Source organism: Clostridium boliviensis (genome assembly GCF_033342255.1).
GTDB lineage: Bacteria > Bacillota > Clostridia > Lachnospirales > Lachnospiraceae > Lacrimispora > Lacrimispora boliviensis.
Genome location: NZ_JAWONS010000240.1, coordinates 345561 through 369270, shown reverse-complemented (window position 1 = coordinate 369270; position 23710 = coordinate 345561). Strand labels below are relative to the sequence as shown.

Genomic DNA, 23710 nt, shown 5'->3' with positions numbered 1-23710 from the left:
CAGATAGAAAGGGGCATGGCAGATGGAATATGAGAATACGTGGGTCCTGTTTGGGGATGGGGGAGCAGTAGCCAGAAAGAGTATTGAAGCGGAACATCACTATATCAGCCTGCAGATACAGACACATGGAGATGGTACTTTTACATTGGTAATTGAGGCCGGAATCGAAGCGATATCCGTAGAGCTTCGATCAAAGACACTGGAAGAAGCTCTGCAGGAAGCAGATGGATTTTCCAGAGACTATTTCCGTGACAAGGCACGTTTGTTTGATGAAATTTCGGACCGCATCTGAATGATAAATTCAAAAATCCGTTGAATTACAGCGCAGCTTTGCTGCTGTGATCCAACGGATTTTTATATAGTATTTACTTCTCAGCCTTCGATGCCTTCCAGGCGTTTCTGCTCTGTAACAAGGTCAGCTAAAGTGATGCTGTCTACCACATCAGAAATAGCCTGATCCAGTTTCTTCCATACGATCATGCTGGCACAGATATCAGCCCTGCTGCATGAATTCACCTCTTCTTCCATGCAGGATACAGGTACCAGACTGCCTTCAGCAAGACGCAGAATCATGCCCACCGTATATTCGGAAGGATCTTTAGTCAGATAATAGCCTCCCTGTGCTCCTCTGCGGCTCTTTACGTATCCGGCCCGGCTTAAAATCGTGACAATCTGCTCTAAATATTTATCTGATATGTCCTGCCGCTCTGCAACATGGTTAATCTTTGTACATTCACCTGGCCGAAGTGCAAATTCAATCATCATACGAAGCGCATATCGTCCTTTGGTAGAAAACTTCATCACAGTAAATTCCTCCCCCCCCTGATTATTCTTATCTGTTTAGTAGGATATAAAATATTTTACACGATTGGGATAAAAAAGTAAACCATAAATTATCCGGCTTCCAAATTGTCGAAAAAGGATGTATACTAATACTCACTGGGAGATTGGAAAAAAGTAGGAGGATTTACTGTGGGCAAAAAATCGCATACAACTCAGGTGATTATGACGGAAGGCATTATCTGGAAACAGCTTTTGGCTTTTTCCATGCCGCTCCTGGTCGGAAATTTATTTCAGCAGCTCTACAATACGGTGGATTCTGTAGTAGTGGGGAATTTTATTGGCAGCGATGCATTGGCTGCAGTGGGATCCAGCAACTCTCTGATTAACCTGATTATAGGTATGTTTATGGGAATCGGCACCGGAGCGGGTGTGATCATATCCCAGTATTACGGAGCAGAGGAAAAGCAAAAGCTGCATTGGGCGGTACACACAACCATGGCATTAAGCATTGTGGGTGGTCTTATTCTGATATTGCTGGGAGTTCTTTTATCTCCGATAATCCTTGTTTTAATGGGAACACCCCAGACGGTTATGCCGGCCTCTGTTGCATATCTGCGGATTTTTTTCTGCGGCTCCCTGTTCAATCTGGTGTATAATATGGGATCTGGGGTACTGAGGGCAGTAGGAGATTCCAGACGGCCGCTTATCTATCTGTGCATTTCCTCTGTTATTAACATCATTCTGGATCTTGTGTTTGTAGTGGTTTTTCAGATGGGGACAGCAGGCGTCGCCTATGCAACAGTGGCAGCACAGGGAGTATCATCCCTGCTTACAGTCAGAGCACTGGTACATACAGATGATATATACCGGCTGGAGCTGGCAAAAATAAAAATTGACCGCCGTATGATGACCAGGGTCTTAAAGATTGGGATTCCAAGCGGCATACAGCAGTCTATTATATCCCTTTCCAATGTAATTGTTCAGGCCAATGTCAACAGCTTCGGCGCTGCAGCTATGGCAGGATTTGGATCTTACAGTAAGATCGATGGATTTGCCATGCTGCCTCTTCAAAGTTTCTGTATGGCAGCAACTACATTTACCGGACAGAATATCGGAGCAAGAAAGCCCAGACGAATAAAACAGGGAGTCTTTCAGGGACTTGTTATCAGCCTGTTTTATACCATACTGATATCAGTCTTTCTTTATCTGAATGCGGAGCGGATACTTAGAATATTTTCCCCGGATCAGCAGGTTATCGGATTTGGTTACACCTCCATGCTGATTCTGCTTCCGTTTTACTGGACGATGGCCATACACCAGATTCTGATGGGAAGCATACGGGGAAGCGGCAGGACCATGGTTACCATGCTGATCGGTGTCGGGAATATGTGTATTCTACGAATGATTTATATAAATTTACTGGTACCATTTTTCTCCAGTTTTGAAGCGGTGATGTGGTGTTATCCTATAACATGGCTTACAACCATGGGAATGGACTGTATCTATGCGTGGAAGGCAAAGTGGATACCGAAAGGGAAAGACGAACAGATAGGAGAAAAAAGTCAATGAAACATGGATATATCAGAGTTGCGGCTGCGACACCGGACGTAAAAGTTGCAGATCCGCAGTTTAACAGAGAAAGTATCGTAAGACTCATCAGGGAAGGTAAAAAAAGAGACACAAAAATTATGGTATTTCCTGAACTTTGTCTCACTGCTTATACCTGCGGAGATTTATTCGGACAGGATGCTCTTCTTGCAAAGGCAAAAGAAGAGTTAAAAACAATTGTAAAAGAGACGGAGGACAGTGATATACTTGTATTTGCCGGCTTGCCCTGGGAACGGGACGGAAAGCTTTATAATACGGCAGCCGCAGTGCAAAACGGCAGAGTGATTGGACTTATTCCCAAAATTAATCTTCCCAATTATTCTGAATTTTATGAACTCAGGTATTTTGAACCTGGTAACAGAAAGCCGGTGATGGTAACCTGGGAAGGCTATGATATTCCCATGGGATCTGATCTGCTCTTTGCCTGCAGGGAGATCCCCGGCCTTGTGATTGGGACAGAGATCTGCGAGGATGCATGGATTCCCAATCCGCCGTCTATCCGCCATACCATTGCAGGAGCTACCGTCATTGTGAACTGCTCTGCAAGTGACGAGACCACAGGGAAGGATCTATACAGAAGAAGCCTGATAACAGGACATTCAGCCAGTCTGGTATGCGGTTATATCTATACCAATGCCGGAGAAGGAGAATCCACTCAGGATCTGGTGTTCGGTGGACAGAACTTAATTGCTGAGAACGGGCTTTTGCTGGCGGAATCCAAACGTTTTGGCAATGAAACAATATATGCAGATATGGATCTGGAGCGTCTCATACATGACAGGAGACGTATGACTACGTTCCCGGCACCTGACAGAGAAAACTATCTGGTGGTACCGTTTTCCATAAAACCTGTAGATCTGGATTTAAAACGGAGAATTGATCCAAGACCATTTGTACCGGATGGCGAAGCGGAACGGAACCGCAGATGTGAAGAGATTCTTTCCATACAGGCGATGGGATTAAAGAAACGGCTGGCGCATACTGGCTGCAGGGCTGCTGTGCTGGGGATTTCCGGAGGTCTTGACTCAACTCTGGCTCTTTTGGTTACTGCCCGGGCATTTGACATGCTGGGCATACCCAGAAATCAGATTCACGCAGTTACAATGCCCTGCTTTGGTACAACGGACCGCACCTATCAGAATGCCTGTCTTCTGACTAAGAAGCTGGAAGCAGAGCTGACAGAGGTAAACATCAGGGAAGCTGTCTCCATCCATTTCCGGGATATCGGACATGACCCCGATAAGCATGATGTAACCTATGAGAATTCCCAGGCAAGGGAGAGAACCCAGATACTGATGGATCTTGCCAATCGTTTGGGCGGACTTGTTATAGGAACCGGAGATATGTCTGAACTGGCCCTTGGCTGGGCTACTTATAACGGGGATCATATGTCCATGTATGGAGTGAATACATCGGTGCCAAAGACGCTGGTCCGCCATCTGGTCCGTTACTACGCAGATACCTGCGAGGAGGAAGCGTTAAAGGGTGTACTCATGGATATACTGGATACACCTGTCAGTCCGGAACTTCTGCCCCCAAAAGACGGAGAGATCGCCCAGAAAACAGAAGATCTTGTCGGACCGTACGAGCTTCATGATTTCTTCCTTTATCAGATTTTGAGATTTGGCTGCCGGCCTTCAAAGGTATACCGTATGGGGGTGATCGCATTTGAGAATCAATACGCACCAGAGGTTATTTTAAAGTGGCTGAAGGTGTTTTACAAAAGATTTTTCAGTCAGCAGTTTAAACGCTCCTGCATGCCTGACGGACCAAAGGTTGGTTCTGTTGCAGTGTCTCCGCGAGGTGACCTGCGTATGCCCAGTGATGCAGTCAGCCGTCTGTGGCTGGAAGAACTGGAAAATTTATAAAGAGAGGTATCCTATGATAACCAGCAGTGCCAATGGGAAAGTAAAACAGGTGATGAACCTGATGAAAAAGGCGAAGGCCAGAAATGAAAGCGGATTATTTGTAACAGAAGGTCTTCGCATATTTAAGGAGATTCCACCGGAGTTAATAGAGAGCATATTTGTCTCGGAAGGTTTTCTGAAAGAGAAGGAGCACAAGCAGCTGATAGATGGAATGCAGTATGAGGTTGTTACCGATGAGGTCTTTCGTGTGATGTCAGATACCAGGACGCCTCAGGGAATACTGGCCCTTGTAAAACAGCTTACTTATGCACCGGAGGATCTTACACGCACTGGCGGACCTGCTTTCTTAATGATACTGGAAAATATACAGGACCCCGGAAATCTGGGAACTATTATCCGGGCAGGAGAAGGAGCGGGAATCACCGGAGTTCTTATGAACAGTACCACTGCAGACATCTATAATCCCAAGGTGATCCGCTCCACAATGGGATCTGTATTCCGGGTTCCGTTTGCCTACACCGGTGATTTAACTGCTTCCATACTTCGGTTAAAGGATCAGGGGATTCGATTATACGCAGCGCATCTGGATGGGAGGAATAATTATGAGAAAGAAGATTATACTGTTGATACAGGGTTTTTAATCGGAAATGAAGCCAATGGCCTCACTGAGGATACAGCCAGGCTTGCAGAGGCTTATATTAAAATCCCAATGATGGGAAGTGTGGAATCACTGAATGCAGCAGTGGCTGCTTCTGTTCTGATGTTTGAAACTGCAAGGCAGCGCAGAGCGTAGGACAGAAAAAAATAAGTCTTTTTTCAATGGGAATGTTGAGAAATATTGGAACATATAGTATGATAGTGTCAACGGATAGATTCGCCGTGGTACTTTGCCTATCATGGCAGGGAAGGGGAATGAGAGAATGGCAGCAATCTATTGGCTTATAGGTTTTGTGGTGCTTCTTGGTATTGAAGCAGCGACGATGGCGCTTACTACCATCTGGTTTGCAGGCGGTGCACTTGTGGCATTTATACTTGCATTGTTTGGCGTTAATACGCAGGTGCAGCTTGCAGTGTTTGTTATTGTATCTTTTATTCTTTTATTTTTCACCAGACCGTTAGCTTTAAAATATGTAAACAGATATACAATTAAGACCAATTCAGACAGCCTGATTGGGAAGTATGCCAGGGTTACGGCAGAGATTAATAACCAGGAAGGAAGAGGTGCAGCAGTGATTAACGGTCAGGAATGGACTGCAAGAGCACTGGAAGATGACAGCATCTATCCTCCGGGAGCTATGGTGGAAATAAAGGATATCAAAGGAGTCAAGCTGATTGTAAGCAGGAAACAGGAGGAAATTTAAGATGGGAACAATTGGATATTCAGCAGTAATTATTATTTTAATTATTATTCTGGCAGTACTGGCATCCTGTATCAGAATAGTTCCACAGGCACAGGCACTTGTTGTGGAACGTCTGGGGGCATTTCTTGATGCCTGGACCGTCGGTGTACACATCAAACTGCCGATTTTTGACCGGGTGGCCAAAAGAGTGAATTTAAAGGAACAGGTAGCAGATTTTCCACCCCAGCCGGTTATTACCAAAGATAACGTTACCATGAGAATTGATACGGTTATATTCTTTCAGATCACAGATCCAAAGCTTTATGCTTACGGCGTGGATAACCCTCTTATGGCGATTGAGAACCTGACAGCGACTACGCTTCGTAATATTATCGGTGATCTGGAGCTTGACCAGACTCTTACCTCCAGAGAAACCATTAATGCAAAGATGAGGGAAACCCTTGATATTGCAACAGACCCTTGGGGAATCAAGGTAAACCGCGTGGAGTTAAAGAATATTATGCCTCCGGCAGCCATTCAGGATGCCATGGAAAAACAGATGAAGGCAGAACGTGAACGACGTGAAGCCATCTTAAGGGCAGAAGGAGAGAAGACGTCCACAGTTCTTGTTGCAGAAGGCAAAAAAGAATCCGCTATACTTGATGCTGAGGCTGAAAAACAGGCTGCGATTCTTCATGCTGAGGCGGAGAAGGAAAAGAGAATCCGCGAGGCAGAAGGTCAGGCAGAAGCAACCTTAAAGATCCAGCAGGCCAACGCAGAAGGTATCCGCATGATAAAGGATGCCGGAGCAGACAAGGCAGTTCTTGTGATAAAGAGTCTGGAAGCATTTAAGGCTGCAGCTGACGGAAAAGCAACTAAAATCATTATTCCGTCGGAGATTCAGGGACTTGCAGGGCTGGTTTCTTCTATAACTGAAATTCCTAAAGAATGAGTGAACCGCAGCAGATGTCATAAGACTTCTTGCTGCGGTTTTTGCAGACACAGACGTTTTTTGGAGGTTTAGATGGAACTTAAACTGGATTTGGAACGGGAATACGGACTTGTTTTAGAAGGCGGCGGTGCTAAAGGTGCATACCAGATTGGAGCATGGAAGGCCCTTAAGGAGGCTGGAGTGAAGATTAAAGGGGTCGCAGGCGCTTCTGTAGGCTCATTAAACGGTGCTCTGGTATGCATGGATGATCTGGAGCGGGCGGAGGAGATCTGGAAAAACATTGATTATTCCCAGGTGATGTCAGTCAGCAATGAAACCATGGAAGCACTGAAAAAAAAAGATTTTAAGGCGCTGAATTTACAGGAGCTGATTACCAGAGGCTTTCAGCTTGTTAAAGAAGGCGGATTTGATATTACGCCATTAAAGAATCTGATTGCGGATGTTGTGGGAGACGAAAAGAAGATCTTAAACTCAGACAGAGAGTTCTACTCGATCACCTATTCGGTATCGGACCGCAAAGAGCTGGTGGTAGATGTAAGAAAGGGGGAAACAGGCACAGTAAAGGACATGCTTCTGGCAAGTGCCTATTTTCTGGCTTTTAAAAATGAAAAACTTGGCGGAAAACGGTATATGGATGGGGGAGGGGTCAACAATGTACCTCTGGATGTCTTAATTGATCATGGTTATGAGGATATCATTGTGATTCGGATCTACGGCTGGGGCTTTGATAAGGAGCGGGTGGTTAAGATACCCGATGGTATTAAGGTTTACCATATTGCTCCCAGGCAGGACCTTGGAGGGATTCTGGAATTTGATAAAAAACAGGCGAGGAAGAACCTGACTCTGGGGTATTACGATGCCAAAAGGTTTTTATATGACCTGGCCGGACAAATCTACTATATCGATGCACCTAAGACGGAAGCCTATTATTTTGACAAAATGATGTCGGAGATGGAGATTATAAAATGGCATTGGAAGGATCTGACAGATTCTGTGGAAGAAAAAGCTCCGGCCGGATATCGGACCTATACGGAGACGCTTTTTCCAAAACTTGCGGCACAATTCAAATTGAAAGAAGGCTGGGATTACAAAGATCTGTATCTGGGAATTTTGGAGGATTTAGCAAAACGGCTGAGGGTAAAACGCTTTCGGATTTATACGGTTGATGAGCTTCTTTGTGAAATCCGCAGAAAGATACATCTGCAGGGAAAAGAGGATTCCTTCTGACTTCATTGTATTTAAAAAAATATTACTTGCATAAATATTCACAATAAACTATAATGATGTATAAAAATACAATAATCGGAGGAACCCATATGAATTTGAAAGGAAGAAATTTTATTACATTAAAGGATTATACACCGGAAGAGATTGAGTACCTTCTGGATCTGTCTGCAGATTTAAAGGCAAAGAAGAAGCGGGGAATCACCGGAAGCTCCTTAAAAGGGAAAAATATTGCGCTGATATTTGAAAAGCCTTCTACCCGTACCAGATGTGCATTTGTGGTGGCTGCAGTGGATGAGGGTGCCCACCCGGAGTATCTGGGGAAAGATGACATACAGCTGGGGCATAAGGAAAGCGTGGAGGATACAGCAAGGGTTCTGGGCAGAATGTTTGACGGTATTGAATTCAGGGGATTTAAACATAAAACTGCAGAGCTGCTGGCTGAATATGCAGGGGTTCCGGTCTGGAATGGTCTGACAGAGGATTATCACCCCACTCAGATACTTGCGGACCTTCTGACAATAAAGGAACATTTTGGATATTTAAAAGGTTTAAAGTTTGTTTATGCAGGGGACGGGCGCAATAATATGGCTAACAGTCTGATGATCGGTATGAGTAAGATGGGTGTTGACTTTACCATCTTAGCGCCGGAAAGTCTCTGGCCGGGCAAAGAGCTGGTAAAACTCTGCCAGAGCTATGCAGATTTAAGCGGAAGCACCATTACATTGACAGAGGATAGTGAGAAAGTTAATGATGCAGATATTATTTATACCGATGTATGGTGTTCCATGGGTGAGGAAGAGAAGGCAGCGGAGCGCGTTGCACTCTTAAAACCATATCAGGTAAACAAGGAACTGATGAATAAGACTGGGAAAGATACTACGATTTTTATGCACTGCCTGCCGGCTGTCAAAGGCAATGAGGTTACAGAAGAAGTCTTTGAATCCGGTGTATCAGTAGTATTTGATGAAGCGGAAAACAGGATGCATACCATTAAGGCAGTAATGGTTGCGACGTTAGGAGAGTAGAAATGTATTTACAGGAACGAGGAAAGAATTTGAGAAATGCTTCTATGATGGTGGATTTTGCCCATATTGTGGTAGGAATCTTAATTGTGGTACTGGCGGTTTTATCTTTTTTAAATCCGGAAGACAATATGCTGATGTTCCCGGTTATATTTTTTCTGGCCGGAATTTTGAATCTGATCAACGGCATATATAAAATCAGGCACAGTGGCAGGGAAAAGCGGAAGAAGGCGGCAGGTGTCGCTTCTGTGACCGCAGGAGGCCTGCTGTTTGTACTGACAGTGATCAGTGCAGTAAGTATCTGGTGGGGGTGAATGGGTTGAAAACCGAGATTTTAAAGCTCTTAAAGGAAAGCAGCGGCTATATTTCCGGTCAGGAATTATGCCAGCGCTTTCATGTTTCCAGGACCGCAGTCTGGAAGGTGATCCGCCAGCTTCAGGAAGAAGGATATCAAATTGAAGCGGTACGAAATAAAGGATACCATTTACTCGATTCCTGTGATATAATGACGAAAACAGAGATAGAAAGCTGCATAAGAGGACGCTTCGGCAGAATCGTGGATTTTCATGATTCCATTGATTCCACGAATTTAAGAGCCAGGCGTCTGGCAGAGGAAGGCGCCGGAAGTGAGACACTTGTGGCAGCAGATGCCCAGGAGGCAGGAAGAGGAAGGAGAGGCCGAAGCTGGGTCTCTCCACCGGGAAAGAATATATTTATGAGCCTTATATTAAGACCGGATATTCTTCCGGCTAAGGCATCCATGCTGACTCTGGTAGCTGCATTGGCTGTTCGTGACGGAATAGAGAACGTCACAGGACTGTCTACGGTGATCAAGTGGCCTAACGATATTGTCTCAAACGGTAAGAAGCTGTGCGGAATTTTAACAGAGATGAGTGCAGAGCTGGAGGGAATTCATTATGTGGTTGTTGGTATTGGGATTAATGCCAATTTGGAAGAATTTCCACAGGAAGTGAGTGCTGCAGCGACTTCTCTTTTTCTTGAGACAGGGGGAAAAGTGGTCAGGAGCCAGTTGATTGCCGCTGTATTAGAAGCATTTGAGCATTATTATGATGAATTTATCAGCCAGGGTGATTTATCCCGGCTGATAAGTGTCTATAATAAAAATATGGTCAATGCAGGAAAGGAAGTAAGAATTCTTGATCCTTCAGGTGAGTACATTGGGAAAGCTCTGGGAATTAATAAACAGGGTGAACTTCTTGTAGAGATGCCAGATGGAAAGGTCAGACATGTAATTTCAGGAGAGGTGTCTGTCCGTGGAATTTATGGATATGTGTAATGAAACAATCGCTTTATGATAAATTACAGGTTTTAGAACCGGCCGGACAGGGTATGGAGAAGGAGGAACGGTTAAGGGCAGCCACCCGTCCCCTTCTGTCCTGGTATCACGAACACAGAAGAATACTTCCGTGGCGTGAAAAACCGGAGCCTTACAGCGTCTGGATATCGGAAATCATGCTTCAGCAGACGAGAGTGGAAGCAGTAAAACCATATTTTGACCGCTTTATGGAAGCGCTGCCCGGGGTGCAGGCACTTTCAGAAGTGACGGAGGATCGTTTGTTAAAGCTTTGGGAAGGGCTGGGCTACTACAGCAGGGCAAGGAATTTAAAAAAAGCGGCTCAGATTCTCATAGAGAAGTATGAAGGAACGCTTCCGTCATCCTATGAGGAGCTTAAAACACTACCTGGTATCGGATCTTATACAGCCGGTGCCATTGCTTCCATTGCTTTTGGAATCCCGGTTCCTGCAGTAGACGGCAATGTGCTGAGGGTGATCTCAAGACTGACTGGAAGCAGAGAGGATATAACCAGACAGTCGGTAAAGAAAGCCATGGAAGAACTGATAAAAGGCGTAATGCCAGAGAAAGATCCAGGTTCATTCAATCAGGCACTCATTGAGACCGGAGCCATTGTGTGTTTACCAAACGGCGCACCATTGTGCGGCAGTTGTCCTCTTGCCTCCCTGTGCATTGCAAGAGAGAACGGGCTTATCGGCATTATACCGGTGAAAGCTCCCAAAAAAGAGCGCAGAACAGAAGAAAGAACTATTTTAATCTTGTCAAAGGATGGACGTGTGGCAATCCGCAAACGCAGTAACACAGGACTTCTTGCCTCACTTTATGAGCTGCCGGGGTTGGACGGTCGTATACCCCGGGAGTTGATCAAGGGAGCTCTTGGCATTCAAGAGGCAGTGATTACACCTCTACCTGAGGCGAAACATATATTCAGTCATGTGGAATGGCATATGACTGGATATCGGGTTGAACTTACCGATTTACCGGAAGGAGACTATCTATGGGTCACTCCGGAAGAAATAAAAAAAACTTATTCCCTGCCTGGGGCATTTAAGGCGTATACAAAGTTGATTAGGTGATAATAATGAAAAAGATGCTTTTTATATTTAATCCCCGTTCCGGAAAGGCCCAGATCAGAAATAAACTGGTGGATATTCTGGATATTTTTACGAAAGCCGGTTATGAGCTGTCTGTTCATGTAACACAGAGACAGGGAGATGCCATGGAGGCAGCTTACCGCTATGGACAGGATAAGGATCTGGTGGTTTGCAGCGGTGGTGACGGAACTTTAAATGAAACCATCAGTGGTTTATTGAAGCTTAATCAAATGCCGGTTCTTGGTTATATTCCGGCTGGCTCCACCAACGATTTTGCCTCCAGCTTAAAAATCTCCAAGGATATGCTGACAGCAGCACAGGCAGCAGTTTCCGGGGTATCCTGCCCCATAGATATCGGAGGTTTCTGTGAGGACAAATATTTTATCTATATTGCAGCTTTCGGTGCATTTACGGAGGTTTCCTATCTGACTTCTCAGGATAAGAAAAACGTTTTGGGTCATCAGGCTTATATGCTTGAGGGCATGAAGAGCCTGGCCTCCATTAAATCTTATTCCCTGCGGGCTGAATGTGAAGAGATCATGCTGGAAGGAGAATTCATCTTTGGGATGATAACCAATACCATCAGTGTGGGAGGATTTAAAGGTCTTGTCACTCAGGATGTGGCTCTTGACGATGGCGAATTTGAAGTCCTTTTAATACGGTCACCAAAAACTGCACTTGATTTTACAAATATCATTAATTACATGTTTTTGAAAGAAGAACCCAACGAATACGTCCATAAATTCCGGACACGGTCCTTGAAACTCATCTCTGATGAACCAATAGACTGGGTGCTTGACGGAGAATTCGGTGGTACCAGAAGAGAAGTTTCGATCACAAACCTGGAGAAAAAAATCCGTATTATGAGAAAACAGCCGAAATAACAACAAATCTGCTTCTTTAGGAAGAAATATGTTGAAATATGGATTCCGGTAGTATATAATGAAAAGTTGTGTGGGCTTTATGTATACTTCTTAGCGAAAGGACGTTATTAAGTGGAAAAAGATAATTTTTTAGATAAGCTAGGGAAACTTGTCGAACTTGCAAAGACAAAGCATAGTGCTTTGGACGTTACAGAGATTAATAACTTCTTTATGGGAGAAGAGTTGACTGCAGAGCAGATGGATCAGATTTATACGTACCTGGAGAATCGCGGCGTAGACGTGATCCCGGTCATGGATGATTCCACTATAACTGATGATGTGCTTATTTCAGACGACTTACTTCTTGATGATGATCTGGACGACGGTTTTAAGGAGACAGAGGAAGAAGATATTGATTTAGACGCCATTGATTTATTGGAAGGCATCGGCACAGAAGACCCTGTCCGCATGTATTTAAAAGAAATCGGCACAGTACCGCTTTTAAACGCAGAGGAAGAACTGCGTCTTGCCAAAAGAAAAGCGGATGGTGACGGTGATGCCAAGGAGCGTCTGATCGAGGCTAATCTGCGTCTTGTTGTCAGCATTGCAAAACGTTACACAGGCCGTGGAATGAGTTTCCTGGATCTGGTACAGGAGGGAAATTTAGGTCTTATTAAGGGTGTTGAAAAATTTGATTATACCAAAGGCTATAAATTAAGTACATATGCTACTTGGTGGATTCGTCAGTCTGTAACCCGTGCTTTAGCAGATCAGGCAAGAACGATTCGGGTTCCGGTGCATATGGTGGAGACAATTAATAAGATGTCCAAAATGCAGAGAAAACTCACCCTTGAACTAGGCTATGAGCCTTCTGTGGCAGAGCTTGCAGAAGCACTTGACATGACTGAGGACAAGGTGATGGAGATTATGCAGATTGCCAGAGAGCCTGCATCTTTAGAGACTCCTATTGGTGAAGAAGATGATTCCAACCTAGGCGATTTTGTGGCTGATAATAATGTGGTGACACCGGAAGGTAACGTAGAATCTGTAATGTTAAGAGAACATATCGACGCACTTTTAGGTGATCTAAAAGAAAGAGAGCGTCAGGTAATTGTTCTGAGGTTCGGCTTAGAAGACGGACATCCGCGTACATTGGAAGAAGTGGGCAAAGAGTTTAATGTTACCCGCGAACGTATCAGGCAGATTGAGGCGAAAGCACTTAGAAAGCTGAGAAATCCAGTTCGCAGCAAGCGAATCAGAGATTTCTTATAAGACATATAAAAGGCGCGGCTGATTCCTGTCTGCGCCTTTTTGTCATTTCTGAAGACGGCAGGGAGGAGACACCATGAACCCAAGGAATTATCAGAAGGAATTGGACCAGATCATCGAAGGATTACAGGAACAGAAAAAAGTTCCCAAACTGTTAATACACAGCTGTTGTGCCCCGTGCAGCAGCTATGTATTGGAATATTTGTCCCAATATTTTGAAATTACTGTTTATTTTTACAATCCCAACATTTACCCTCCTTTAGAATATATCCGGCGTGTGGAGGAACAGGAGCGTCTCATTAATGAAATGAAATTTGAGCATCCGGTTACATTGCAGACTGGAGTATATGAACCGGAGGAGTTTTACCGGATTGTAGAAGGTTATGAAAAGGAGCCGGAAGGCGGGTCAAGGTGTTTCCGCTGCTATGAGCTCCGCCTCCAGGAGGCAGCGAAGGTCGCCCAGGCAGGCAAATTTGATTATTTTACAACAACATTGTCCATAAGTCCCCTTAAAAATGCAGATAAGCTGAACGGGATTGGTGAAAAGCTGGGAAAGGAATACCGGATTTCTTACCTGCCGTCTGATTTTAAAAAGAAAAACGGGTATAAGCGTTCTGTGGAACTGTCAAAGGAACATAATCTTTACAGACAGGATTATTGTGGCTGTGTATTTTCACAAAGGGAAAAGCAGACAAAAGAATCGTCCTGCTGACTGCAGACTTACTTTGGAAATTATATGAAAGACATGCCGGGTTTGTCTTGACACAAATTGGATATTGTAATAGAATTAACAGCGTGGAGTATAAAAATTTGAGGATAAAGGAGTGAACATTATGTTATCAAAATCACTGACTGTAGTTAATCCATCCGGACTTCATTTAAGACCGGCAGGCGTTCTGTCTCAGACAGCTATGAAATTTAAATCTGATATAATTATTGAATACGGCGAGAAGAGGATCGTTGCTAAGAGCGTATTAAACGTTATGGCAGCAGGAATCAAGTGCGGCGCTGAGATTAAAGTAATCTGCGATGGCGAAGATGAAGAGACAGCTATGAAGACCATGACTGAAGCAATTGAAAGCGGTCTTGGCGAGATGTAATCCGTCTCTGTTTATCGTATAGAATTCAATTGAAAAAGTCCCAGGATCGATGATTCCGGGGCTTTTTTTGTGCGGAATTTAGTTTATTTTACAAACTGTTTTAAGAATATTTTAAGAGCCAGACTTAATAAAAATAAGTCAATCCTTTAAAAAATTAGTAATTTATACCACTATAGGAAATGTAAACTGTAATTGTATAATTTTAATGAAAAAATATAAATACAATCGTACTAAAGACAGACTAAATAATTATAAATGATTAATTGTCTAATAATCTGACAATTTAAAAATAAAACACATTTACAAACTGCGAAAAATGTAGTATTATCAACTAAAATTACTGTTACACTTTAGCACCTCAAAGCGGAGGCGCAGTCAGGAAAGGAAGAGATTATGGATAAGAGTTTACAATCCCCTAATAAAACAGTAACTCCTGGGCTTTACGATGCCCGTTTCGAGCATGACAACTGCGGTATTGGTGCAGTGGCAAATATGAAAGGGATAAAGACCCATAAGACTGTGGAGCAGGCTCTCCATATCGTGGAAAACTTAGAGCACAGAGCAGGAAAAGATGCAGATGGGAAGACTGGTGATGGTGTTGGTATCATGCTTCAGATCTCTCATAAGTTTTTTAAGAAAGTGACCAGACCGTTAAACATCGGGCTTGGAGATGAAAGAGAATACGGAGTCGGAATGTTCTTCTTTCCTCAGGACGAACTTGCCAGAAATCAGGCAAAAAAGATGTTTGAAATTATAGTACAAAAAGAGGGCATAGAATTTCTGGGCTGGAGAGATGTACCGATTCATCCGGAACTGATTGGTGCAAAGGCAGTAGAGCGTATGCCTTATATTGCACAGGCATTTGTGAAGAAGCCTGCAGATGTGGACAAAGGGCTGGATTTTGACAGGAAGCTTTATGTATCCAGACGGATATTTGAGCAGAGCAACGATAACACATACGTGGTATCTTTAAGCAGCAGAACCATTGTATATAAGGGAATGTTCCTGGTGAAGGAGTTAAGACAGTTTTTTACAGACCTTCAGGATAAAGATTATGAATCAGCCATTGCAGTGGTTCATTCCCGTTTCAGCACCAACACCAATCCAAGCTGGATGAGAGCCCATCCCAACCGCCTGATTGTACATAACGGCGAAATCAATACCATTCGCGGGAACGTGGATAAGATGATGGCAAGGGAAGAAAATATGGAGTCAGAATTTTTCAGCAGCGACATGCATAAAGTTCTTCCTATTATTAATCAGGAAGGCTCTGACTCAGCCATGCTTGACAATGCACTGGAATTTATGATGATGAGCGGTATGGATCTGCCCCTGGCAGTTATGGTAACTATTCCTGCTCCCTGGGAGCATGATAAATCCATGCCTCAGGAAATCAGGGACTTCTACCGTTACTATGCTACCATGATGGAGCCATGGGACGGTCCTGCTTCCATCGTATTCAGTGACGGAGATCTGGTAGGCGCAGTCTTAGACCGTAACGGTCTCAGACCTTCCAGATACTATATTACCGATGACGATCATATGATTCTGGCATCTGAGGTAGGAGCCATTGATATTGAACAGAGCCACGTGGTAAAGAAGGAGCGTCTCCGTCCGGGTAAGATGCTTCTGATTGATACGGTAAGGGGCTGCCTGATCAGTGATGAGGAATTAAAGGAATCTTATGCGCAGAGAGAGCCTTACGGCGAATGGCTTGATTCCAATTTAATCGAATTAAAGGATCTTCCGATTCCTAATAAAGGGGTACCGTCTTTAAGCAAGGTGGACCGTGCAAGAATGCAGAAGACCTATGGATATACTTATGAAGAGTACAAGACCATGATTTTACCTATGGCATTAAGCGGAGCAGAAGCCGTCTCAGCCATGGGGGCGGATAGTCCGCTGGCGGTATTAAGCAAGAAGCACCAGCCTCTTTTTAACTATTTTAAACAGCTGTTTGCCCAGGTAACCAATCCGCCCATTGATTCCATTCGTGAGGAAATCGTAACTTCAACTACCGTTTATGTAGGAGAAGAAGGGAATATATTAAAAGAAGAGGCAGAAAACTGCAAGATCTTAAAAGTAAACAATCCGATTCTGACCTGTACCGATCTGCTGAGGATCAAACACATGAAGAGACCTGGCTTTAAGGTAGAAGTGATTCCGATTACTTACTATAAGAATACGTCACTTGAAAAGGCAATTGACAGGCTGTTTTTAGAGGCGGACAGAGCACACCGGGATGGGGCCAACATCATCATCTTATCAGACAGGGACATTGATGAAAACCATGTGCCGATTCCGTCCCTGTTAGCTGTTTCTGCTCTTCAGCAGCATTTAGTAAAAACAAAGAAAAGAACCTCTGTTGCGCTCATCTTAGAGAGCGGAGAACCAAGAGAAGTTCATCATTTTGCCACACTATTAGGATATGGAGCATGTGCGGTCAATCCATATCTGGCTCAGGAATCCATTCACAATTTAATTGATAATGGAATGCTTGATAAAGATTATTATGCGGCAGTGGAAGATTACAATTCGGCCGTTTTACATGGTATTGTTAAAATTGCCTCTAAAATGGGAATTTCTACCGTTCAGTCCTATCAGGGGGCCCAGATTTTTGAAGCCATTGGTATCTCAAAGAAAGTAGTTGATACGTATTTTACAGATACAGTGAGCAGGGTAGAGGGCGTTACGCTGGAAGATATTGCCAATGATGTGGACACTCTCCATTCCGCTGCATTTGATCCTCTTGGTCTGGATGTGGATTTAACTTTAGACAGTGTGGGAAGCCATAAGGAAAGAGCCGGACAGGAAGAGCACCTTTACAATCCCCGCACCATTCATATGCTTCAGCAGGCAACCAGAACAGGAAGCTATGAGACATTTAAAGAATACACCCATGCGCTTAATGAGGAAGGGCAGATGGTGAATCTAAGAAGCCTTTTGGATTTTGATTATGAGAAGAACAAGGAAATTCCATTAGAAGAAGTGGAAAGTGTGGAGTCTATTGTAAAACGCTTTAAGACAGGTGCAATGTCTTATGGTTCTATCTCACAAGAGGCTCACGAAGCCCTGGCAATTGCAATGAACCGCATTCACGGTAAATCAAACAGCGGAGAGGGCGGAGAAAGCCTGGAACGTCTCACAGCAGGACAGGATGGATTAAACCGGTGTTCTGCCATCAAGCAGGTGGCTTCCGGACGTTTTGGCGTAACTTCCAGATACTTAGTAAGTGCAAAAGAAATTCAGATTAAAATGGCGCAGGGAGCAAAGCCTGGTGAAGGCGGACATCTTCCGGGTAAGAAGGTATATCCATGGGTTGCGAAAACAAGACACTCAACAACCGGAGTGGGATTAATCTCTCCGCCGCCTCATCATGATATCTATTCTATCGAGGATCTGGCTCAGCTCATTTATGATTTGAAAAATTCCAATACCAGTGCCAGAATTTCTGTAAAGCTGGTTTCAGAAGCAGGAGTCGGTACTGTAGCTGCCGGTGTTGCAAAAGCAGGAGCTCAGGTGATTTTAATTTCCTCCTTTGACGGTGGAACCGGAGCTGCCCCCAGAAACTCCATTTATAATGCAGGACTTCCGTGGGAGCTTGGTGTGGCAGAAGCCCATCAGACACTGATCATGAACGGACTTCGTGATAAGGTGATTCTTGAAACAGATGGAAAGCTGATGACTGGACGGGATGTGGCGATTGCATGTATGCTGGGAGCGGAAGAATTCGGCTTTGCAACTGCACCTCTTGTTACACTGGGCTGCGTCATGATGAGAGTCTGCAACTTAGATACTTGTCCGGTTGGTGTTGCCACTCAGAACCCGGAACTTCGCAAACGCTTTAAAGGTAAACCGGAGTATGTAGTCAATTTCATGTATTTTATTGCAAGAGAACTTCGGGAATATATGGCGAAACTGGGCATCCGAACGGTGGATGAGATGGTTGGAAGAACAGATCTCTTAAAGAAGAAGGATCAAATTGCCAACGAAAGAGCGAAGAAAGTAGATTTTTCCGCAATTCTTGGAAATCCATATGGCAAAGATAAATTAGCAGGATACGACAAGAAGGTGGTATATGATTTCCAGCTGGATAAAACCATTGATGAGAAAGTTATATTAAAGAAGTTAAAGCAGGCACTTAGCGCAGGTCAGAAGAAGGGGCTTCAGATTGATGTTTCTAATACGGACCGTGCTCTTGGAACCATATTCGGATCAGAGATAACCAGACTGTATCCGGAAGGACTTGCGGAAGATACCTTTACAATTAACTGTACCGGAAGCGGCGGTCAAAGCTTTGGCGCTTTTATCCCTAAGGGACTGACTCTGGAACTGGTGGGTGACAGCAACGATTACTTTGGTAAGGGTCTCTCCGGCGGAAAGCTGGTGGTTTATCCGCCTCAGGGTGTTAAATTCAAAGCGGAAGAGAATATTGTTATTGGTAATGTGGCCCTGTACGGTGCGACCAGCGGAAAAGCCTTTATCTGCGGTGTGGCAGGAGAACGTTTCTGCGTTCGAAACTCCGGTGCAACTGCAGTGGTAGAAGGCGTGGGTGACCACGGATGCGAATACATGACTGGCGGACGCGTGGTGGTATTAGGATCCACAGGCAAGAACTTCGCAGCCGGTATGAGCGGCGGAATTGCTTATGTATTAGATGAAAAGAGAGACTTATACAAACGCCTGAATAAAGAAATGGTTTCTTTTGAAGAGATTACCAATAAATACGATGTTTTGGAATTAAAGGATATGATTAAAGAGCATGTGGCTTATACCAACTCCGCAAAGGGCAAGGAAATCCTCGACAACTTTGGAGAATATCTGCCTAAATTCAAGAAAATCATGCCTCATGATTACAGGCGCATGATGAATACCATTGTTCAGATGGAAGAAAAGGGTTTAAGCAGTGAACAGGCGCAGATTGAAGCATTTTATGCCAACACAAAGAAGTAAGGAGGAGCCAATATGGGTAAGCCAACAGGATTTTTAGAATATAACAGAGAAACAGGAAAAGCGGTAGATCCCAAAACCCGTTTAAAGGATTATAACGAGTTTCATCTGCCCCTTTCTGAAAAGGAACAGAAATGCCAGGGGGCCAGGTGCATGGACTGCGGTGTGCCATTTTGCCAGTCGGGAGTTATTTTAAATGGAATGGTTTCCGGCTGTCCCTTAAACAATCTGATACCGGAATGGAATGATCTTGTCTATACCGGTACATGGCAGCAGGCATATAACCGTTTGAAAAAGACCAACAGCTTTCCGGAATTTACAGCAAGGGTATGTCCGGCTCCCTGTGAAGCGGCATGTACCTGCGGGTTAAATGGTGATCCGGTTGCTATTAAGGAGAATGAGTATGCTATCGTTGAGCGTGCCTACACCTCCGGAATTGCCGGTCCCAGGCCTCCTAAAATCCGTACAGGAAAAAAGGTTGCAGTAATCGGGTCAGGTCCTGCCGGTCTGGCAGCAGCTGACCAGTTAAATAAAAGAGGACACAGTGTAACTGTCCTGGAGCGGGAAGACCGTGTGGGCGGACTCCTTATGTATGGAATTCCCAATATGAAGCTGGAGAAGCATGTGATTGACCGGAAGGTCGATATCATGAAGGAAGAAGGCGTTGTTTTCCTCACCGGCGCCGATGTGGGAAAGAATTACAAAGCAAAAGATCTTTTAAAGGATTATGACCGCATTATTCTTTCCTGCGGAGCCTCCAATCCAAGAGACTTAAATGTTCCGGGAAGAGATGCACAGGGAGTATACTTTGCGGTGGATTTCTTAAAATCAACGACAAAGAGCCTTTTAAATTCAGATTTAAAAGATAATCAGTATATATCAGCCAAGGGCAAACATGTGATTGTTATTGGAGGAGGAGATACAGGAAACGATTGTGTAGGAACCTCCCTCCGCCATGGCTGTGCCTCTGTTACACAGCTTGAGATGATGCCGAAGCTTCCGCAAACAAGAGCGGAGGATAATACCTGGCCGGAATGGCCGAAGGTTTTGAAAACGGATTACGGCCAGGAGGAAGCAATTACTGTATTCGGTAAAGACCCAAGGATGTATCAGACTACAGTGAAAGAATTTATAAAGGATAAGTCAGGGAAACTGGTGAAGGCTGTGATCATGAGCCTGGAGCCGAAAAAGGATGAGAAGACCGGAAGGATGAGCATGGTGCCGGTAGCCGGCAGTGAAAAAGAAATTCCGGCTGATCTGGTTCTTATTGCAGCTGGTTTCTTGGGAGCACAAAATTATGTGGCAGATGCATTTGGCGTAAAGTTAAACGGCAGAAGCAATGTAGAAACAGAAGCGGGCAGATATAAAACCAATGTGGATAAGGTTTTTGTGGCAGGAGATATGCATAGAGGCCAGTCCCTTGTGGTTTGGGCAATCAGGGAAGGCCGTGAAGTTGCAAAAGAGGTGGACATCAGCCTGATGGGCTATACAAATCTGGTATAGGATAAGGAAGAGAGACAACTATTGTCTCTCTTCCTTTTTTTGAGCAGCCCGTCATAAACCGCGTTGACGGAGATGCTATTGATATAATTTATCATTAAATTGTTTTGAAAGCTTATAAATTGACAATAAATATAAAATATAAACATTAATATTGAAAATATAATAATACGTTATAATTAGTCAAAATACAAAAAAGGAGGAAAGCCTATGTATAATATTTTGATTGGCGGCGCTGCCGGGCAAGGAATTGATACCACAGTTGCATTTCTGGAAAAACTGCTGAAGCACTCCGGCTATTATATCTATACAACCAGAGATTTCATGTCCCGGGTGCGGGGTGGACATAATTTTTCCCTTCTGCGTTTTGGAACGGAGATAATAACTTCACATAGCGAAGAATTGGATGGAATCATCGCATTAAATCAGGAGACCATCGATTTACATAAGAAAAAGCTGACGGACAAAGGATTTATTCTGTGTGACAGCAGCTTTGCTTATTCCGATGGGGATTCCAGGGTTATTCAGATCCCCATGAATAAAATAGCAAAAGAATTGGGGAACGGGAAGGTGTCCGGCAGTGTTGCAGCAGGTGCCGTATTGAAATTATTTGGAGAACTGTTTACATATGCAGCGGATGTCATTGCAGAAGTCATGAAGAAAGAGATTATTGAAATCAATAGAAAGGCAGCCCAGGCAGGGTATGATGCCGTTGAAGCGAAATTTAGCCATCTGGAGGGCGGATTTAAGGATTACATGCTGATTTCGGGCAGTGAAGCCCTGGGACTTGGTGCGGTGGCCGGAGGTCTTCGGTTTTATTCCGCCTATCCGATGTCTCCTTCTACCGCTGTTTTGGAATATCTGGCTTCTGTAGGACAGAAGGCAGGAATTGTGGTGGAGCAGGCGGAAGATGAGATCGCAGCGGTGAATATGGCTCTGGGTGCTTCCTATGCTGGTGCAAGGGCAATGACAGGGACCAGCGGAGGCGGCTTTAGCCTGAAGGTAGAAGCACTGGGGTTTTCCGGTATTGCAGAGATTCCGCTGGTGGCTGTGGATGTTCAGCGGCCCGGCCCTGCAACAGGGCTTCCTACCCGGACAGAGCAAAGTGATCTGAAATTCGTAATTTCTGCATCACAAGGGGAATTCCCCAGGCTGGTCATTGCTTTAAAAAATCATGGGGATGCGTTTTATCAAACGTTCCGGGCACTGAATCTGGCTGAAAAATACCAGATTCCCGTAATACTCCTGAGCGATCAGTATCTTGGAGATGCCACGGCCTGTGTAAAGCCCTTTGATATATCGGGGCTTAAACGAGTCAGCAATGCGAGTGAAGCGGACGGTGAATATCTTCGTTACAAGATTACTGAAGATGGCATCTCTCCCAGGTTGATCCCAGGGCGGACCAGCCACCTTGTGGCTGCAGACAGTGATGAGCATGATGAGAGAGGTTATATAACTGAATCTGCAGAAGTCAGGAATCAGATGATGGACAAGCGGATGAGAAAATTAAATGGCCTCATACAGGAACTGGCAGAGCCGGATTTTATGGGGGAGGAGCAGTGCGAAATCCTTCTTCTGGGTTGGGGCTCTATGTGGGGACCTATCAGGGAAGCAGTATCCCTGCTGAATAAAAAAGGGGATAAAAAATATGGAGCTCTGGTGTTTGGAGATATTTACCCTCTCCCTCAGAAAAAACTAAACCTTTATGCAAAAAATAGGATGTTAATCAACGTGGAACAAAATGCCACAGGTCAACTGGCGTCCCTTATAAGGGAGCAGACGGGGATCTCATGCAATAAAAGCATTTTAAAATACGACGGCAGACAGATGTCCGGGGAGGAAATTGTAAAGAAAGTGCTGGAAGGAGGTTGCAGGTAGATGGATAAATTCACAACTAATGAAACAGCCTGGTGTCCGGGATGCGGAAACTTTTCAATATTAAACAGCTTAAAAATCGCATTGGAGGAACTGGGAATAGAACCAGATAAAGTTCTGCTGGTTGGAGGAATCGGTCAGGCGGCAAAAACACCTCAGTATTTAAATGTAAACAGCTTCTGCGGGCTTCATGGAAGAGCGCTTCCGGCTGCAGTTGCTGCTAAAATAGCCAACGAAGAGCTTACTGTTATAGTAAATTCCGGAGACGGAGACTCTTACGGCGAGGGCGGAAACCATTTTATTCACAACATAAGAAGGAATGTAAATATCGCCCATTTTGTTCATGATAACCAGATATATGGTCTGACTAAAGGGCAGGCATCCCCTACCAGCGGGGAAGGATTTGTAACTGGAGTTCAGACTGAAGGCAACATAAATACGCCTTTGAATCCAGTACTTCTGGCCATTGCTTCTGGTGCCGGATTTGTTGCAAGAGGTTTCAGCGGGGATTTAAAACAGCTGGTAAACATTATGAAGGAGGCAATTCTTTATCCGGGATATGCGTTTGTGGATATCCTGCAGCCTTGTATCACCTTTAACAAAATCAATACCTTCGCTTATTATAAAAATATGGCGACGCCTCTTCCAGAGGACTATGATCCGACGAACCGGCTGGAAGCCATTAGAATGTCTATGGAAGTAGATGAGAAAATCCCCACTGGAATACTATATAGGGAAGAAAAAACAGAGTTTCACAGAAAAAACAGAATTTTAAAAGACGGACATCCGCTGATTGAACAAAATACAGAGGCTGGCGTTCTTAGGGAACTCATTAACAGCTTTATATAAAATGAAACTTTTTCATACATAACAACAATAATATAAAGGAGCCGTTTGCAACGGCTCCTTTAAAATTTTAAATCTGTTGGATAAGCCTTTTGACA

At 44.3% G+C, this 23710-nt stretch carries 20 protein-coding genes; 19 read left to right on the top strand and 1 reads right to left on the bottom strand.

From position 1 onward, the window contains the following. Nucleotides 1-22 precede the first annotated feature (22 nt). Nucleotides 23-292, top strand: a complete 270-nt coding sequence (locus RZO55_RS16480; RefSeq protein WP_318065336.1) for a hypothetical protein — start codon at nucleotides 23-25, stop codon at nucleotides 290-292. An 80-nt stretch (nucleotides 293-372) separates the two neighbouring features. On the opposite strand, the gene RZO55_RS16475 is transcribed toward RZO55_RS16480, so the two are convergent. Further along, on the bottom strand, nucleotides 373-801 hold the full coding sequence (locus tag RZO55_RS16475; RefSeq protein ID WP_318065385.1) for an RrF2 family transcriptional regulator: 429 nt from the start codon (nucleotides 799-801) through the stop codon (nucleotides 373-375). 171 nt (nucleotides 802-972) lie between these two features. Between RZO55_RS16475 and RZO55_RS16470 the strand changes: the two genes are divergently transcribed. From RZO55_RS16470 to RZO55_RS16385, 18 genes are all read left to right on the top strand, one after another. Next, on the top strand, nucleotides 973-2352 hold the full coding sequence (locus tag RZO55_RS16470) for an MATE family efflux transporter (protein ID WP_318065335.1): 1380 nt from the start codon (nucleotides 973-975) through the stop codon (nucleotides 2350-2352). Then, entirely contained in the window at nucleotides 2349-4259 is a 1911-nt protein-coding gene (locus tag RZO55_RS16465; RefSeq protein WP_318065334.1) for an NAD(+) synthase, read from the top strand. Before RZO55_RS16470 ends, RZO55_RS16465 begins: the two co-directional genes overlap by 4 nt. Nucleotides 4260-4272: 13 nt before the next feature. Beyond that, entirely contained in the window at nucleotides 4273-5052 is a 780-nt protein-coding gene (locus RZO55_RS16460) for a TrmH family RNA methyltransferase (protein WP_318065333.1), read from the top strand. Between the two features lie 127 nt (nucleotides 5053-5179). After that, complete coding sequence (locus RZO55_RS16455; RefSeq protein WP_318065332.1) at nucleotides 5180-5620, top strand: NfeD family protein; 441 nt, start codon at nucleotides 5180-5182, stop codon at nucleotides 5618-5620. Between the two features lies 1 nt (nucleotide 5621). Further along, nucleotides 5622-6551 carry an SPFH domain-containing protein gene (locus RZO55_RS16450; protein ID WP_318065331.1) on the top strand — a complete coding sequence of 310 codons (930 nt, stop codon included), beginning with the start codon at nucleotides 5622-5624 and terminating at the stop codon, nucleotides 6549-6551. Nucleotides 6552-6623: 72 nt separating this feature from the next. Further along, nucleotides 6624-7778 (top strand): patatin-like phospholipase family protein, encoded by a 1155-nt coding sequence (locus tag RZO55_RS16445; protein WP_318065330.1) that lies wholly within the window; start codon nucleotides 6624-6626, stop codon nucleotides 7776-7778. An 89-nt stretch (nucleotides 7779-7867) separates the two neighbouring features. Beyond that, complete coding sequence (argF, locus tag RZO55_RS16440) at nucleotides 7868-8803, top strand: ornithine carbamoyltransferase (protein WP_318065329.1); 936 nt, start codon at nucleotides 7868-7870, stop codon at nucleotides 8801-8803. 2 nt (nucleotides 8804-8805) lie between these two features. After that, nucleotides 8806-9114, top strand: coding sequence for a DUF6637 family protein (locus tag RZO55_RS16435; protein ID WP_318065328.1), 309 nt, complete (start codon nucleotides 8806-8808; stop codon nucleotides 9112-9114). Nucleotides 9115-9119: 5 nt separating this feature from the next. After that, entirely contained in the window at nucleotides 9120-10097 is a 978-nt protein-coding gene (locus RZO55_RS16430) for a biotin--[acetyl-CoA-carboxylase] ligase (protein WP_318065327.1), read from the top strand. Continuing rightward, nucleotides 10097-11191 carry an A/G-specific adenine glycosylase gene (gene mutY, locus RZO55_RS16425; RefSeq protein WP_318065326.1) on the top strand — a complete coding sequence of 365 codons (1095 nt, stop codon included), beginning with the start codon at nucleotides 10097-10099 and terminating at the stop codon, nucleotides 11189-11191. The genes RZO55_RS16430 and mutY overlap by 1 nt, the downstream gene beginning before the upstream one ends. Before the next feature lie 5 nt (nucleotides 11192-11196). Continuing rightward, the gene (locus RZO55_RS16420) at nucleotides 11197-12093 is read left to right on the top strand and encodes a diacylglycerol/lipid kinase family protein (protein WP_318065325.1); all 897 of its coding nucleotides are present in this window, start codon (nucleotides 11197-11199) and stop codon (nucleotides 12091-12093) included. 111 nt (nucleotides 12094-12204) lie between these two features. Further along, the gene (gene rpoD / locus RZO55_RS16415) at nucleotides 12205-13344 is read left to right on the top strand and encodes an RNA polymerase sigma factor RpoD (protein ID WP_318065324.1); all 1140 of its coding nucleotides are present in this window, start codon (nucleotides 12205-12207) and stop codon (nucleotides 13342-13344) included. A 73-nt stretch (nucleotides 13345-13417) separates the two neighbouring features. Beyond that, a complete protein-coding gene (locus tag RZO55_RS16410; protein ID WP_318065323.1) occupies nucleotides 13418-14053 on the top strand; it encodes an epoxyqueuosine reductase QueH in 636 nt (211 codons plus the stop codon). Nucleotides 14054-14174: 121 nt separating this feature from the next. Then, nucleotides 14175-14441, top strand: coding sequence for an HPr family phosphocarrier protein (locus RZO55_RS16405; RefSeq protein ID WP_097006169.1), 267 nt, complete (start codon nucleotides 14175-14177; stop codon nucleotides 14439-14441). Between the two features lie 393 nt (nucleotides 14442-14834). Next, complete coding sequence (gltB, locus tag RZO55_RS16400) at nucleotides 14835-19394, top strand: glutamate synthase large subunit (RefSeq protein ID WP_318065322.1); 4560 nt, start codon at nucleotides 14835-14837, stop codon at nucleotides 19392-19394. Nucleotides 19395-19406: 12 nt separating this feature from the next. Next, a complete protein-coding gene (locus tag RZO55_RS16395) occupies nucleotides 19407-20894 on the top strand; it encodes a glutamate synthase subunit beta (protein WP_318065321.1) in 1488 nt (495 codons plus the stop codon). Between the two features lie 207 nt (nucleotides 20895-21101). Continuing rightward, nucleotides 21102-22769 carry a 2-oxoacid:acceptor oxidoreductase subunit alpha gene (locus RZO55_RS16390; protein ID WP_318065320.1) on the top strand — a complete coding sequence of 556 codons (1668 nt, stop codon included), beginning with the start codon at nucleotides 21102-21104 and terminating at the stop codon, nucleotides 22767-22769. Then, nucleotides 22770-23615 (top strand): 2-oxoacid:ferredoxin oxidoreductase subunit beta, encoded by an 846-nt coding sequence (locus RZO55_RS16385; protein WP_318065319.1) that lies wholly within the window; start codon nucleotides 22770-22772, stop codon nucleotides 23613-23615. Nucleotides 23616-23710: the final 95 nt, after the last annotated feature.